Annotated in this window: 15 protein-coding genes; 4 read left to right on the top strand and 11 right to left on the bottom strand. The window is 35.5% G+C overall.

All coding sequences use genetic code 11. The annotated features are described in order from the left end of the window. Positions 1 to 42: 42 nt before the first annotated feature. Together racE and ILT06_RS02040 are read right to left on the bottom strand one after the other, a co-directional pair. Positions 43 to 852, bottom strand: a complete 810-nt coding sequence (gene racE, locus ILT06_RS02045; RefSeq protein ID WP_222654784.1) for a glutamate racemase — start codon at positions 850 to 852, stop codon at positions 43 to 45. Positions 853 to 1061: 209 nt separating this feature from the next. Then, a complete protein-coding gene (locus ILT06_RS02040; protein ID WP_222654783.1) occupies positions 1062 to 2387 on the bottom strand; it encodes an MFS transporter in 1326 nt (441 codons plus the stop codon). A gap of 370 nt (positions 2388 to 2757) precedes the next feature. Here ILT06_RS02040 and ILT06_RS02035 point away from each other — a divergent pair, with 370 nt between their 5' ends. Beyond that, entirely contained in the window at positions 2758 to 3447 is a 690-nt protein-coding gene (locus ILT06_RS02035; protein ID WP_222654782.1) for a type 1 glutamine amidotransferase domain-containing protein, read from the top strand. A gap of 43 nt (positions 3448 to 3490) precedes the next feature. On the opposite strand, the gene ILT06_RS02030 is transcribed toward ILT06_RS02035, so the two are convergent. The 6 genes from ILT06_RS02030 to ILT06_RS02005 all read right to left on the bottom strand — a co-directional run bounded on the left by ILT06_RS02030 (position 3491) and on the right by ILT06_RS02005 (position 8607). Then, complete coding sequence (locus tag ILT06_RS02030) at positions 3491 to 4129, bottom strand: TetR/AcrR family transcriptional regulator (protein ID WP_001233026.1); 639 nt, start codon at positions 4127 to 4129, stop codon at positions 3491 to 3493. A gap of 160 nt (positions 4130 to 4289) precedes the next feature. Then, entirely contained in the window at positions 4290 to 4952 is a 663-nt protein-coding gene (locus tag ILT06_RS02025) for a type 1 glutamine amidotransferase domain-containing protein (RefSeq protein ID WP_088048054.1), read from the bottom strand. A 156-nt stretch (positions 4953 to 5108) separates the two neighbouring features. Continuing rightward, positions 5109 to 5396 (bottom strand): hypothetical protein, encoded by a 288-nt coding sequence (locus tag ILT06_RS02020; RefSeq protein WP_098654349.1) that lies wholly within the window; start codon positions 5394 to 5396, stop codon positions 5109 to 5111. 185 nt (positions 5397 to 5581) lie between these two features. Continuing rightward, positions 5582 to 5806: a spore germination transcription factor GerE gene (gene gerE / locus ILT06_RS02015; RefSeq protein ID WP_000659484.1), complete on the bottom strand. Its 225-nt coding sequence runs from the start codon at positions 5804 to 5806 to the stop codon at positions 5582 to 5584. A 165-nt stretch (positions 5807 to 5971) separates the two neighbouring features. Next, positions 5972 to 7267 (bottom strand): purine/pyrimidine permease, encoded by a 1296-nt coding sequence (locus ILT06_RS02010; RefSeq protein WP_098111484.1) that lies wholly within the window; start codon positions 7265 to 7267, stop codon positions 5972 to 5974. Positions 7268 to 7365: 98 nt separating this feature from the next. Then, the gene (locus tag ILT06_RS02005; RefSeq protein WP_098101645.1) at positions 7366 to 8607 is read right to left on the bottom strand and encodes an amidohydrolase family protein; all 1242 of its coding nucleotides are present in this window, start codon (positions 8605 to 8607) and stop codon (positions 7366 to 7368) included. A 280-nt stretch (positions 8608 to 8887) separates the two neighbouring features. Here ILT06_RS02005 and ILT06_RS02000 point away from each other — a divergent pair, with 280 nt between their 5' ends. Next, positions 8888 to 9073, top strand: a complete 186-nt coding sequence (locus ILT06_RS02000) for a PspC domain-containing protein (RefSeq protein ID WP_000044335.1) — start codon at positions 8888 to 8890, stop codon at positions 9071 to 9073. 71 nt (positions 9074 to 9144) lie between these two features. On the opposite strand, the gene ILT06_RS01995 is transcribed toward ILT06_RS02000, so the two are convergent. Beyond that, the gene (locus tag ILT06_RS01995) at positions 9145 to 9717 is read right to left on the bottom strand and encodes a helix-turn-helix domain-containing protein (protein ID WP_064474666.1); all 573 of its coding nucleotides are present in this window, start codon (positions 9715 to 9717) and stop codon (positions 9145 to 9147) included. A gap of 100 nt (positions 9718 to 9817) precedes the next feature. Here ILT06_RS01995 and ILT06_RS01990 point away from each other — a divergent pair, with 100 nt between their 5' ends. Together ILT06_RS01990 and ILT06_RS01985 are read left to right on the top strand one after the other, a co-directional pair. Further along, entirely contained in the window at positions 9818 to 10783 is a 966-nt protein-coding gene (locus tag ILT06_RS01990) for a DMT family transporter (RefSeq protein ID WP_064474665.1), read from the top strand. Between the two features lie 143 nt (positions 10784 to 10926). Then, on the top strand, positions 10927 to 11592 hold the full coding sequence (locus ILT06_RS01985) for an MIP/aquaporin family protein (protein WP_000913204.1): 666 nt from the start codon (positions 10927 to 10929) through the stop codon (positions 11590 to 11592). A gap of 59 nt (positions 11593 to 11651) precedes the next feature. Here the strand turns inward: ILT06_RS01985 and ILT06_RS01980 are convergent, their stop codons facing one another. After that, on the bottom strand, positions 11652 to 12083 hold the full coding sequence (locus tag ILT06_RS01980; RefSeq protein WP_000512998.1) for an Rrf2 family transcriptional regulator: 432 nt from the start codon (positions 12081 to 12083) through the stop codon (positions 11652 to 11654). Positions 12084 to 12201: 118 nt separating this feature from the next. Continuing rightward, a complete protein-coding gene (locus tag ILT06_RS01975; RefSeq protein WP_064474664.1) occupies positions 12202 to 13422 on the bottom strand; it encodes an ABC transporter permease in 1221 nt (406 codons plus the stop codon). Positions 13423 to 13424: the final 2 nt, after the last annotated feature.

The raw sequence follows: 13424 nt of genomic DNA, 5'->3' as shown, positions 1-13424 counted from the left end.
AACTCCTGATTTCTCAGGAGCTCACTTATATAAATTCTACTATTATTTTTTTTCTAAATAAATATGTTTCACATTTTCAATCGGTTGACCGAACCATTTTGATGCAATTTCTTTAAATAGTCCTATTTTTCCTGTTGTTAAGAAGAGATGATCACTTTGTTCCTCTCCCTCATTCAACATTTTACTATGGTATAAAATTGTACTTACTTCGCGCGCTGTTTCATCACCTGAACTAATTAGTTGTACTTTATCTCCCATTACTTTTTTAATAACAGGACCTAAAATTGGATAATGTGTACACCCTAAAATAAGTGTATCAATATCAGTATTTTTCAGTGGTTGCAACGTTTCTCGTACAACTTCATACGCCATTTCACTTTCAAAATTCCCACTCTCTACAAGCTCAACGAAAGGCGGACACGCTAAACTTTCTACCATAACACGGTTATTAATAGACTTTAACGCTTCTTCGTACGCACCACTTTTCACCGTTCCAATTGTTCCAATAATCCCAACATGATACGTGTTTGTCACTTTTAAAGCTGTACGTGATCCTGGGTGAATCACTCCTACCACTGGAATTGGTAATTGTTTCTGCATCTCTTCTAATACAACCGCAGTTGCTGTATTACACGCAATAACTAACATTTTGATATTTAAATCTAGTAACTGCTCCGTCATTTCCCACGTAAATTGACGCACTTCTTCTCGAGAACGTGGACCATAAGGGCAACGTGCTGTATCCCCTAAATATATAATGCGCTCTTTCGGCAACTGACGAATTAATTCCTTCGCTACTGTTAAACCGCCAACTCCTGAATCGATAACACCGATTGCTCTATTCAACTTCATCACCCGTTTTCTCATTCATCATCTTATTTTATCATTATATTTTACACACTTTAAGTTCGCTCACTTAAACTGCTTCTGTATGAAAATTTTCATTTGTACCTGTATAGACTAGGACTTTTTTATTTTGCTCCTTTTTTTCATAATTTGCAAGACAGAAAAATAACCGACCTTCTATATGAAAGTCGGTTTCTTCTATATAAAGTACATATTTATCGCTCCATCTTTTTTTGGAAAGAAGACATTCCTATTAATAAGCAGAAATGAGCAGAGATTAAAATGACGATTAAAATAAAATTCAAACGATAACTATTTGTAGATTCCATAATTTTGCTCGCTACAGCTGGTCCAAATGCCATACCGAAAAAGTTAATTAAATTATATAAACCAAGACCGACTCCAACTTTAGCTGGATGTAATGTTTTCGGTATAAATGTGTTTACTGATACTTGAATGGCTGAATAACTCATAAACGTTAAAATAATCGCCAACACAATAACGACTATGTTCCCGTTTGGAATAATCCCTAAAATTAAAAAGCCAACGATCATAATGACAGACGCTACATAAATCATATTCACATTTCCAAACGAAGGGACAATCTTTCCAGTAATAAAACTAGATACAATACCAAAAAGTGATGCAACAAACAAAACAATTCCGATAACAAATGGAGACAATCCGTGCTCTCTACCTAACAGCAATGGTAATAATAATAAACTAGCACATAGCGCCACATTCATTATAAATCCGACCGCTATTAAACGAAGAAATGGTTTATTTGTAAACAACTCAATATCAATAAATGGATGCTCCGCGTTCTTCATACGAACCGTGAATAAAAATAAGAAAGCTACCGATAACACAAATAGCCAACTATTAATATTTACACCTAATAAAACAGTCGTAATGAACGCAAATAATAACACCGCTCCAATGTAATCAAAATGAAACGCTCCATCCGTATGCTGCGCCTCTTCTGGCATAAATTTCATAAGCAAGAAAATCCCAACTACTGAAATAACCATAAATAAAAATAAATATGGCCACCCCAATGTATTTGTAATAGCCCCGCCAACTAAAGGACCAACACCTATTGCTAATGCAATAGAAGAACTAATCATCGCTAACGCACCAGGCTTCTTATCAGGAACAACTAATTTTGCCACTGCAATCATACTAAGCGCAATAAACGCCGCGCCCCCACTTGCCTGCACTAATCTTGCAAGAATGGTAATCGCATAAGATTGATTCATAAATCCAATAATAGAACCCGCTACAAATATGATAATTGAAATAATTAATAGTTTTTTTACACTATAACGATCAGCCAACTTCCCGTAGATCATCGAACCAATACCGACAACTAACGAATACCCTACTACAACCCAACTTACTTTCGATTGGCTAATGGATAAATCATTCGCAATATCCTCTAAAGCTACATTAAATAACACCGCATTCATCGGTCCTAATAAAACGATAAAACATAATGTGAAAACAAACCATTTTGAATGGTTGCTTATAACTTTCCCCATGTGTAACACCTCTCCTGATTGTAATAATTCTAAATGAAAAATAAAGTTGTTTAGCTCTGCTATCACTATTAAACAACTTCATCAAATGTATACATGTATCGCGCGACAAACTGAATTCGAAACGAAACATGTACGTTGTTCGATATTCATGGAACTATCATAGTTTCAGCATTACACTTTGTCAACGAAAAACATACAAAGTGAACTAATTTAGTGTTTTTAGTTTACTTTGTTCAAAAATTATTATACACTAATTTCGAATCCGATATAAGGAGGACTGACATGGTTATTCAAATTTGCAATTTCTAACTTAATAAAATCAAGTAAATAAAGAATTTTTATATAGAAGAAACATTACAGGAGGATTATGATGAAGAAAAAAATGTTAGTTGTATTAACGAGCGTAGAAAAATATCCAAATTTAAATAGAGCGACTGGGCTTTGGCTCGGTGAAGCTGTCCATTTCGTTAAAAAAGTAGAAGACGCTGGTTACGAAGTAGATTATGTCAGCCCACAAGGCGGCTATACACCGATTGATCCGCATAGTTTAGCAATGGCGGAGAGCGTCGATTGGGAATGGTATCAAAAGAAAGAATTTATGAATCGTCTCGGTTCTACAATGAAACCGAGTGAAGTGAATCCAGCAGACTACGCTGCGATTTATTACGCAGGCGGTCACGGTGTAATTTGGGACTTCCCAGAAAATAAAGAACTTCAAATGATTAGCCGCAACATTTATGAAAATGGCGGAATCGTCTCCTCTGTTTGTCACGGAGCTGCTGGTTTATTTCATATCACATTAAATAATGGGGAACGCTTAATTAGTGGCAAAAAAGTAACAGGATTCTCAAATGAAGAAGAAAAACTAGTTAAATTGGATCAATTCGTTCCATTTTTAACAGAAGATGAACTCATTAAAAATGGAGGGCTTTACGAAAAAGCCGCGCAACCTTGGGAAGCTTACGCTGTAGAAGATAATCGTGTTATAACTGGTCAAAACCCAGCTTCAGGTGGTCCAGTAGCTGAATTAGTATTACAACACATAAAAAATAACATGTAATAAAAAAAGCAGGTTTTCCATTACTATAGGAAAACCTGCTTTTTTACGAAATCATTTGCAAAATAGCAATAACTTCTTTTTCAATTTCCGAATCATCAATTGCTTCTATATACTCTGGTTTAAAAAGTTGGTACTTCTTTAGTTGATAAAAATCAAGTATCGCTTTCTTTAACGTAATATCGTACTGAATACAAAAAGAATGATCTATAATACGTCTTAACATCACATCATCTTGCACCATAAATAATTGTGCGTTCATTTTATTAAAGTAGCCTTGTTCCATACCCGCTTCAAAAAACATTTGCAAATTATGATTACGATTTTGTTGTGCAGCAACTAACCGATCAGATAAGTGCGGATATGCCTCTTTCAAATCTTGTAAAAAGACATCAGAAATATATGTCACACACTTTAAAGAATGGATAAACGTCTTTTGGAAACGTTCTGCAAAAGACATACTTTCATCTTGATTATCCGCATCTCCTTCAAGAAGGTAGTTCATAAAATCTTCTACCACAGCTTCAATAATCTCATCTTTTGAAGAAAAACGTTTATATAAAGTAGCTTTACTAATATCCATATACTTCGCAATTTCATCTATTTTCAATTGGCTAAAACTCGTTTTTCTAATAACGGGCTTTATTTTATTAATATAAGTGTTTGCACACGCAACTTTTCTCATTAAAAGAGCCTCCCCTTTTGTCCATACAAAATAGTATAGCAAATTCACGATTAATTATAAATGAAGTCATTATACTCAATACATCTTTTTAGTTTAAGGTATTTTTCATTTGCACTATAGAAAAAATGCCCGCTACCTTTATTAGTAGCGAGCATTTTTTCTATAATTTATTTACAGCTCTTCTTATAGCTTTCCCTATTTCCATACTAGACTGCGGGTTTTGCCCTGTAATTAAATGTCCATCTACTACTACATGCGGTGTGAAATTTGGAGCAACATAAAACAAAGCCCCTTCTTCTTTCAATTTACTTTCTAATAAAAACGGCACTCGCTTTTCTAAATGTACAGCTTTTTCCTCATCATTCGTATAACCTGTTAAACGCTTACCGGCACTAAAAAACGAGCCATCCTTATTTTTCACACCGACTAAAGAACTTACTCCGTGACAAACAGCCGCTACAATTCTGTTATTGTTATACATATTCTCAATTAAATTTGCAACATATGGATTACCCGGAAAATCTACAATCGCCCCGTGCCCACCACCAAATAAAACTGCATCATAATCCGAAAAATGAACATTTGAGATCGGCTTCGTATTTTGCAATAAAGAAGCGACATACTTAAATTCACGAGGTATGCCATTTGGAATAGACACTCTATCAATAGGTACTTTACCGCCCTTTATCGACACAATATCAACATCGAACTTAGCCTTTTTAAATACATTATAAGGAGCTGCGAGCTCTTCCAACCACAAACCAGTCGGGTGTCCATTCATATCATGAGCGCTTGTTGAAACTAACAATATCCTTTTCAACATATCCCCTCCTTACTACCTATTTATGTATGGAGTGTTCTTATCATTCATACAGCAAGCGGAAAAAACGAGAACAACAAGCTGACCTTTTGTATAAAATTCTGCTTGTTGTTCTCGTTTGAATTATTTCGTACAAAGATGTTCACAATCTGATAGCTTTTACCTCCAACGCCACGCAATCGTGTTATCCTCCATATGAATAGCAGGTATATTAATCCCTAAATACCGCTGATCATCCTCATCAAAAATAGACCAATTTTCTTCATATGAAAATTCAGGGTCTATGCTTTCAAAATCAAATACACTATCTTCGTCTACCATCTCACGAAAATATTTTTGGAACGGTTTACTATTCTCGAATAGATGAATTGTTCCATACATCCATGGCATGTCTCCAAAAACATCTTTAATTTCACCTATCTCCATATCCTTAAAATACAACTTCATATTTGCACCTTCTTATTTATAAATGACAAAGATACCTAACCTGAATACCTCATCATGTTCTAAAACAATTATTTTTAACATTTCTGCCTGAAACATACCTTCCCTCTCAAAGTCTGAGATACCTTTTTAAATTCAAAATATAAGCAAAAAAAATAGCCGACTCTTTATATAAGCCGGCTTTCTTTTTATAGTTCGAGCTCTCCCATGCGAAGAAGCTCAACAACTGCTTGTGAACGTCCTTTAACTCCTAGCTTTTGCATTGCGTTTGAGATGTGGTTGCGCACTGTTTTTTCACTGATAAAAAGTTCACCTGCAATTTCTTTCGTTGTTTTATCTTGAACCAGTAATTCAAATACTTCTCTCTCTCTCTTTGTGAGTAACGGTTTAGATTGATACGCTTTTTCCTTCAACTGGTATAACCCTCCTTGCTTAAGCCAGAGCCGTGTATGTGTAAGTTGGGTGTTTATTTAGTCAAGATATTGTATGAACGAAATGTGCGGGTGGTGAATGAAAATGGGCTTTATTTCACATGTTATTTTAGACTTTTATACAGTTCGCACACTCTTTGTATCCACTCACTTTTCAGTACGCCATATTTGTTCTAGTAATATACTGAAAACTGTACCTACGAACAAACCATTCCCGAATATATATTGCATAACAGACGGTAAGGATTGGAGTGCTCCAGACGGTAAAAACATAACACCGCTTCCAAATAATACAGCAACTCCTAAAACCGTTACATTCCTTTCGTTCATTGGCACTTGTTTTATATTATGAAATCCAATTCCAATTAGCTGTACGAACGAAGCCATTAAAACCGCAGATGCGACAGCGGATGGCAACGATGCTAAGTAACGAATAATACTTGGAAACAGTGACATTACGACTAGTAACATACATGCTAGTAAGAATGATCGTATATACTTTTGTTTCGTTAAACGTATAAATCCCGCCGTCGCTGGTAATGGCACGACACCTACAGTTGAAAATACAGAAGAAATGATATGTGAAATCCCTCCAACCCACGTACCATCCTTCAACTGTTTCTGTTCAATAGTCCCTTTTTGGATAGTAGCTTGATTAATTGCTATAATCGCTGCCACTGTATTTGAAACTAAAATACATACCATAACGAAACTCGATACAGCCATACCTGTATTCCACTTTGGAAGTCCCCAAGCAAGTATTTGCGGAAGTTGCACAAAATGAGTTACTTGAGCTGGAATCGTCACTTTTCCTGCAATTAGAAAAAGAATCCACCCACTAATTAATCCTATTAAAACCGCATAACTTTTGACAAAACCTTTTCCGAAGTTAGATAGTATAATAACGAAAAGAAATATGCTAAACGCAATTATCGCTGTAAATCCATCGATTTGAGAAACAGTAGCAGTAATTCCTAGCATCCCTTTTAGAAATACACCGCTTAATTGTAAACATAATAAAAGTAAAAATGTTCCTGTCACAAGTGGCGTAAATAAAAATAAAATACGTCCGATAAAACCAGTTACTCCTAATCCTATTAAAATAACACCGGAAATTATCATTCCTAATTCTAAAATTTGCAACGTACTATGTAATTGATCTTGTCCGACAGTTGCGTAAGCAAGTACGGTAAATACGCCAACCCAAGATCCAGCTGGGCCATCCGCAATTGGTAGTCTATGTCCAAACCACCCTTGTAAAAAAGAAGATATACCAACTACAAAAAACGTACGCTGCATTAAATAAAATATTTCTTCCGTCGTAAGATGAAATAATCCGCCAACGACAATTGGTAGTGCGATCGAATTCGCTAATAAAAATATAAACCATTGCAAAGTTCCCATAATATGATTTTGGTTATGTTGATTGTCCAAATTTTTCATCCTTTCTAGCTTCCCTATAAGAAATATATTGCAAGCATAACAAAGAAGGGTTCTACACTCACAATTAGAACCCTCCTCTAAACATTCAAACGATTCTTTTACACAAGATTATTTAATTCCACCTCATTTAAACTACCAACAACAATATTCCCTTTATGCACGACTAAACGTTTCTCTGTTTGACGCGCTACCGCTTCAGCAGTACATGTTGCATTCGTCAAAACAAAACTCGCTTCATCTCCTACATTCGGCCATGCTCGCTTCCCTTCATTGTTTAACGTTTCTTTTCCTCCCGTAATAAAGCGAAGGGCTTTTCCTAAAGACCTTTCGTCACTCCAGCCAAAACGTTCCGCTAATCGATTTGCCTTTTGCAGCATATCACCTGTGCCAAACGGTGACCAATGATCAGTAATACTATCATTTCCTAATGAAACTTTCACACCTTTTTTATCTAATAACGGAATTGGGATTACTTGTTTCCCAATTGGCACCGTTGAAGTAATATCAATGTTTAAAGCAGCTAGTCTTTCCGCCACTTCTTCAACTTCTTTATCCGTAACACCACCAAGTCCAAGCGCATGACTAATTGTTACGCGACCTTGCCATCCCGCTTCTTCTGTTAAACTTGCCAATCGCTTCATCGTAAACGTCCCAAGATTATTCGCATCATGCAGATGAATATCAACATCCGCATTAAATTCTACTGCAATATCCATAATGGTATGTAATGATTTTTCAATATCATTATCCACTGTAGCTGGATCCACTCCACCGACTAGATGCGCACCCATACGCATCGCATCTTTCACAAGTTGCACAGAATTGCTGCGCAATAATCCATGTTGCGGAAAAGCAACAATTCTACCAGAAACCTGATTTTTATATGTTTCCAACGCCGCTAACGTCGCCTCCAAATTACCAAGTCCAATAATCGGATCAACATTACAATGCGTTCTTATATTCGTTGCACCATTTCGAAGCAATAACGCTAACATATTTTCTGCCCTATCTTGAGCAGTTGCTAATTGCTTCGGCAAAATTTTTTCTTCTTCATGAAAACGTGTGAAAATATTCTCTGCTGGCATACATGCTTTCCAAGGGCCACTATAATACGTCTTATCAATATGAATATGCATCTCTTCGAAAGCAGGCAAAATCAATAAACGATTAGCATCAAGAATTAGTACCTCTTCCTCTTGAACAGCCCCCGCTATCATTTTTTTAATTCGTCCGTCTTCAATGAGTAAACTACATAACTCTGTTTCTGTTCGGGAAATTCTTCCCTCTTCATATGTATACCCCGATTCAAGCATTACATTAGTCAACCAATATACTGTCATCTCTATTTCCCCCACCCTTTATTAAAAGTTACCTTATATCCCTTACTATAATTGTAATATCAACTGAAAATTAAGACAATTAATACGACTGTTCCCTAAAAAAAATGTCATACAACCTCATAGTGTTCTCATAAATTTCCATATAGAATAGAAGTATATAGTTTGCTATAAAGTAAAACTTTGATTAGTGGGGGTTTTGTTCATCCCCCACTGATCATTAGTTGAACCAATCGGGCTTTAACGGGCAGTTAAAGCGGGATAAAAAGGAGTGGATTGGAAGATGTCAAAAAGATTATGTAAATCCGAAACTGATAAAATGCTATTTGGTATATGCGGTGGTTTAGGGGAATATTTTGATATTAGCTCTACTCTCATTCGCATACTTTGGGTCATTGCTATTTTATGTTTTGGGACGGGGTTTTTAGTTTATTTTATTTGTTTATTACTTATGCCACGCTCTTACTAATAACATTTTTTCATATATTTGAGCATAGCGTACAAAAAATCCCCCTATAGATTTTTCTATAGGGAATTTTTTCATGAAGAATATTTCATCGTTAAATGTAATACTGCTACTTCATCTTCTTCATTTCTATAACTATGTTTCTTATTCGCTTCAAATTGAATAGAGTCAAACTCATTTAATTCGTATACATCGCTTTCTACTTGAATCCATACTTTCCCTTTCATTACCGTTACAAGCTCAATAGCACCTTCATGATGAGCTTCTGGTTCATATATACTATTCGACCTTAAACAAGCACGGTGCATTTCCATCCCCGTTTCTTTCGTATAACGGAACATCGTTTCTAAGTGCCATGCTTGTCCTACATCTACTGCAAATCCTTCTCCACAGCGCGCCACAGCTACAGGTTCTCCAACAACCATCAATCTCGATAAAGGAATCGATAACCCTTTCGTTATTTTCCAAATGACAGCTAACGTTGGATTCGTTTCGCCTCTTTCAATCTTTCCTAATGTTAATTTACTAACTCCTGTTTTTTGAGCTAATTCTTCTAAACTTAATTTTTGTTCATTTCGAATTTGTCTTAACAGCTGACCTACTTGCTGAATGACTTCTTTCGTTTGCATATCTTCATATTCTTTCATCTATAAAACCACCTTAAAGTATAAAATAGTTTACTTTTATTATTTTTAAGTATATTATACTATACATAATCATCAAATCCCGAAAGGAGTGCTATACTTCATGCGCGCAATTTTATTAGGCCTTTTATCATCAGCCTTTTTTTCCGCAACCTTTATTATTAATCGAGCGATGAATGTATCTGGAACGAGCTGGGCCTGGACAGCTTCCTTCCGTTTTTTATTTGCTCTCCCTATTTTATTCCTTATCGTTTTATTTCGCAAAAACTTAAGAGGTTTATGGGAAGAATTAAAGAAACATCCATTAGCGTGGATTGGATGGGGGTCTGTTGCTGGTATTGGTTTCTATTCTTTATTAAGTTTCGCAGCTGTCTTTTCTCCAGCTTGGCTCGTTGCTGGAACTTGGCAAGTTACTATATTAGCAGGGCTACTTTTATCACCGTTATTCTTCGTTAAAATAGAAACGAAATCAGGCACAAAACTTGTACGCGGAAAAATTCCACTTCGTAGTTTATATGTCGCATTATTTATTTTACTTGGTGTAATTTGTATGCAAGCAACTGCAGCAGGTCATATTACAATGACTCAGTTCATTTCAGGTTTTTTACCTGTCGTAGTAGCAGCCTTCTTATATCCATTCGGCAACCGAAAAATGATGGAACTTGTTGGTGGACGTCTTGATACGTTCCAACGTGTATTAGGAATGGCAATAGGAAGTCTACCTATAACAATTTTACTTGGTATATACGGATTTTCTACTACTGGTATTCCAACATCCAGCCAAATGTTGCAAGGATTTTTATTAGCATTATGTTCTGGTGTAATTGCAACGATGACATTTTTCTTTGCTACTGACTTAGCCAAAGATAACTTCGCTCTACTTGGAGCTGTTGAAGCAACGCAAGCTGGAACGATGGTCTTTACCGTGCTTGGCGAAATTGTTTTCTTGAATGGTTCATTTCCTGGTGGTCTTTCCCTACTTGGAATGATTATTATTATGTTAGGAATGGTTGCAAATAGCGTTTTAAACCGTTCTGCTCCAGTCGTTAAGCAGAAAAAAACTGCATAAAAAAGAGTATAGTTCTCTAACAAAGAACTATACTCTTTTTTTATTGTCCTCCTATTTCGCCTTATCAGAATAGTATTTCATTAGCTGTTTATACTAAAACCTATGTTATAATACGTTTCATGCGCAATATTAGGAGGTAAATTATGTTAAAAAAAGCAATCGCTGAATTTATTGGTACATTTGTACTTGTATTATTCGGAACTGGAGTAGCTGTCATTGGCGGCGGAATTGAAGGAATTGGAACATTAGGAATCGCTATGGCTTTCGGTCTATCTATTGTGGCTATGGCATATAGCATCGGGACAATTTCTGGATGTCACATTAACCCAGCAGTATCAGTAGCAATGTTCATCAACAAAAGAATGAACGCTATGGAACTTTGTTATTATGTATTAGCTCAAATTTTAGGTGGTTTATTAGGAACTGCAACGTTAGTAACGATTTTACGCTCTGCTAAAACACCTTTAGATAATTTAGGACAAAATGGTTTTGGAACTCTTGGTTTATCTGGAGCATTTCTAGTTGAATTTATTTTAACTTTCGTATTCATTTTAGTTATCGTTGCTGTAACAGGTAAAAAAGGAAGTTCTTCTCTAGCAGGATTAGTAATTGGTTTCACATTAGTTTTAGTTCACTTATTAGGTATTCCGTTAACTGGAACTTCTGTTAACCCAGCTCGTAGTATCGCACCAGCTTTATTCGCTGGCGGAGAAGCACTTTCTCAACTATGGGTATTCATCGTTGCACCAATTCTTGGTGGTATCGTAGCAGCTATTGTTGGTAAATTTATTTTAAATACTGAAAAATAGAATTTTCAATATTTCTGACTAAAAAAAGGCGAGCCCTCATTATGAGGTTGCTCGCTTTTTTACTCTTTCATTTTAGACTTTAAGTTTGTAACTAATTGATCTACTGTTACATTTGCAAGTACGTTTTCCATCGCTTCTTGCGCTTGCATTAAAATAATTTCTAATACTGATTGAATATTAGCTCCTACTGGACATTCAATGTTGGGATTTTCATGGAAGGAAAATAGTTGCCCTTCTTCTACAACTTCCACTGCTTTATATACATCAAGTAATGTAATTTCTTCTAAATCACGAGCAAGTGTCGTACCACCTTTACCAGCTTGTACATCAACAAGTCCTGCTCTCTTCAACATTCCTGTAATGCGACGAATCACAACTGGATTTGTATTCACACTACCAGCAATCCATTCAGAGGTACAGCGAGAGTTTCGATCTATCGCAAGTAATGTCAGCATATGAACACCTACTGTAAACCGACTACTAATCCCCATCTGCACACCCTCCTTTGTATTCATTCTATTAAAAGACGACTCTTATTATTATATACTATTTTTAATTTATACATAAAGAAAAAGCATGATTTCAATAGGAAATCATACTTTTCTCTCATTATTGACGCTTTATAAATTTCGCTAAATCTTTAAATTTCACTTTATCTGAGTAATTCATTACGCCGTTTACGTAAATGCGGCTTGCAAGCATATTGATGATAACGATAGTCACCAATAAAATTACTAACGTCACACCAATTTCTACAGCCCCAGCTTCACCAGCTACAAGTCTTGAAAATGTAACCATAGGTGTAAAGAATGGAATATATGAACTAACTACAGCTAATGTACTATTAGGATCAAATAATGATTTAATACTAATGAAAAATGCTGCTATCCCTAACATTGTAATTGGGAACGAAAGAGACTGTACATCCTCAATTTTTGATACAACAGCACCAACCGCTGCATATAACATCGCATATAGTAAGTAACCCGTTACAAAATATACAACGAACATACTAATTACTACCGCATCCAATTTAGAAAAGTCTAGTGTAAGTCCTATTAAAGATGCGTTTTCTAAATCTACCCAACCTAATAAATATGGTACAAGAAAACCGAAGGAAGCAATAACTAGTAATAGTAAAGCACTAGAAACAATTGCTAAAATTTTGGCATGTAGCATTGTTAATGGTTTTACTTTCGGAAGCATTAACTCCATAACACGAGATGATTTTTCAGATGCTATCGTCGTTCCAATTGCAGTTCCAAACACAATAATAAACATATATAAGGCAAACGAGAAAACATAACCAATTCCAAAGGAAGATGCATGATCCTTTACTGCCTCTTGCTTTAACGGAATTTCCATCTGTAACTGTTTGGCTACTTCTGCAGATACATTATTTTTTTCAATCATTACCGCTGTATACTGTTCCTTTAAATAACTTGCCATAAGTGTAGCTGTTGATTGGCTCGGAAAACCACTATACATATACGTCACTTCTGGAATACCATTCTTTTCTGTAATACGGAATAAGCCATCTAAATCCCCATCTTCCACTTGCTTACGTAGCTCATTAAATTTATCCTTATTTTCTACAGTTACTTTAGCAGACGGAAGTAACTTTGTTATATCACTTTCTTGTACTTTATAAGTATCGCTTTCAGTTACTACCGCAAATTTATCTTTTCCTTTATCGTTATCAGCAGTGAAATGATTAAATGCGAAAAGTCCAAACACAACTAAAAATAAAATCGCACTCGTAATTAATGATTTTTTAGATAAAAACGCTTCCCTAAAATAAAATGAAAATACGTGAGAAAATTTACGCATCG

Origin of the sequence: Bacillus sp. 17RED48, assembly GCF_019837545.1 — a bacterium.
Classification (GTDB): domain Bacteria; phylum Bacillota; class Bacilli; order Bacillales; family Bacillaceae_G; genus Bacillus_A; species Bacillus_A wiedmannii.
Note: the sequence above shows the minus strand (reverse complement) of the source record. Positions and strands in the feature narration are given on the sequence as shown.

Excerpts from the sequence above, each read along its gene's own strand:
- ILT06_RS02010 (WP_098111484.1), bottom strand. The coding sequence starts at position 7,267 with ATGAAAAATTTGGACAATCAACATAACCAAAATCATATTATGGGAACT.
- ILT06_RS01980 (WP_000512998.1), bottom strand. The coding sequence starts at position 12,083 with ATGGGGATTAGTAGTCGGTTTACAGTAGGTGTTCATATGCTGACATTA.
- ILT06_RS01975 (WP_064474664.1), bottom strand. The coding sequence starts at position 13,422 with ATGCGTAAATTTTCTCACGTATTTTCATTTTATTTTAGGGAAGCGTTT.
- ILT06_RS02020 (WP_098654349.1), bottom strand. The coding sequence starts at position 5,396 with ATGAAGTTGTATTTTAAGGATATGGAGATAGGTGAAATTAAAGATGTT.
- ILT06_RS02005 (WP_098101645.1), bottom strand. The coding sequence starts at position 8,607 with ATGACAGTATATTGGTTGACTAATGTAATGCTTGAATCGGGGTATACA.
- racE (WP_222654784.1), bottom strand. The coding sequence starts at position 852 with ATGAAGTTGAATAGAGCAATCGGTGTTATCGATTCAGGAGTTGGCGGT.
- ILT06_RS01995 (WP_064474666.1), bottom strand. The coding sequence starts at position 9,717 with ATGAAAGAATATGAAGATATGCAAACGAAAGAAGTCATTCAGCAAGTA.
- ILT06_RS02035 (WP_222654782.1), top strand. The coding sequence starts at position 2,758 with ATGAAGAAAAAAATGTTAGTTGTATTAACGAGCGTAGAAAAATATCCA.
- ILT06_RS01990 (WP_064474665.1), top strand. The coding sequence starts at position 9,818 with ATGCGCGCAATTTTATTAGGCCTTTTATCATCAGCCTTTTTTTCCGCA.
- ILT06_RS02040 (WP_222654783.1), bottom strand. The coding sequence starts at position 2,387 with ATGGGGAAAGTTATAAGCAACCATTCAAAATGGTTTGTTTTCACATTA.
- ILT06_RS02025 (WP_088048054.1), bottom strand. The coding sequence starts at position 4,952 with ATGTTGAAAAGGATATTGTTAGTTTCAACAAGCGCTCATGATATGAAT.
- ILT06_RS01985 (WP_000913204.1), top strand. The coding sequence starts at position 10,927 with ATGTTAAAAAAAGCAATCGCTGAATTTATTGGTACATTTGTACTTGTA.
- ILT06_RS02030 (WP_001233026.1), bottom strand. The coding sequence starts at position 4,129 with ATGAGAAAAGTTGCGTGTGCAAACACTTATATTAATAAAATAAAGCCC.
- ILT06_RS02000 (WP_000044335.1), top strand. The coding sequence starts at position 8,888 with ATGTCAAAAAGATTATGTAAATCCGAAACTGATAAAATGCTATTTGGT.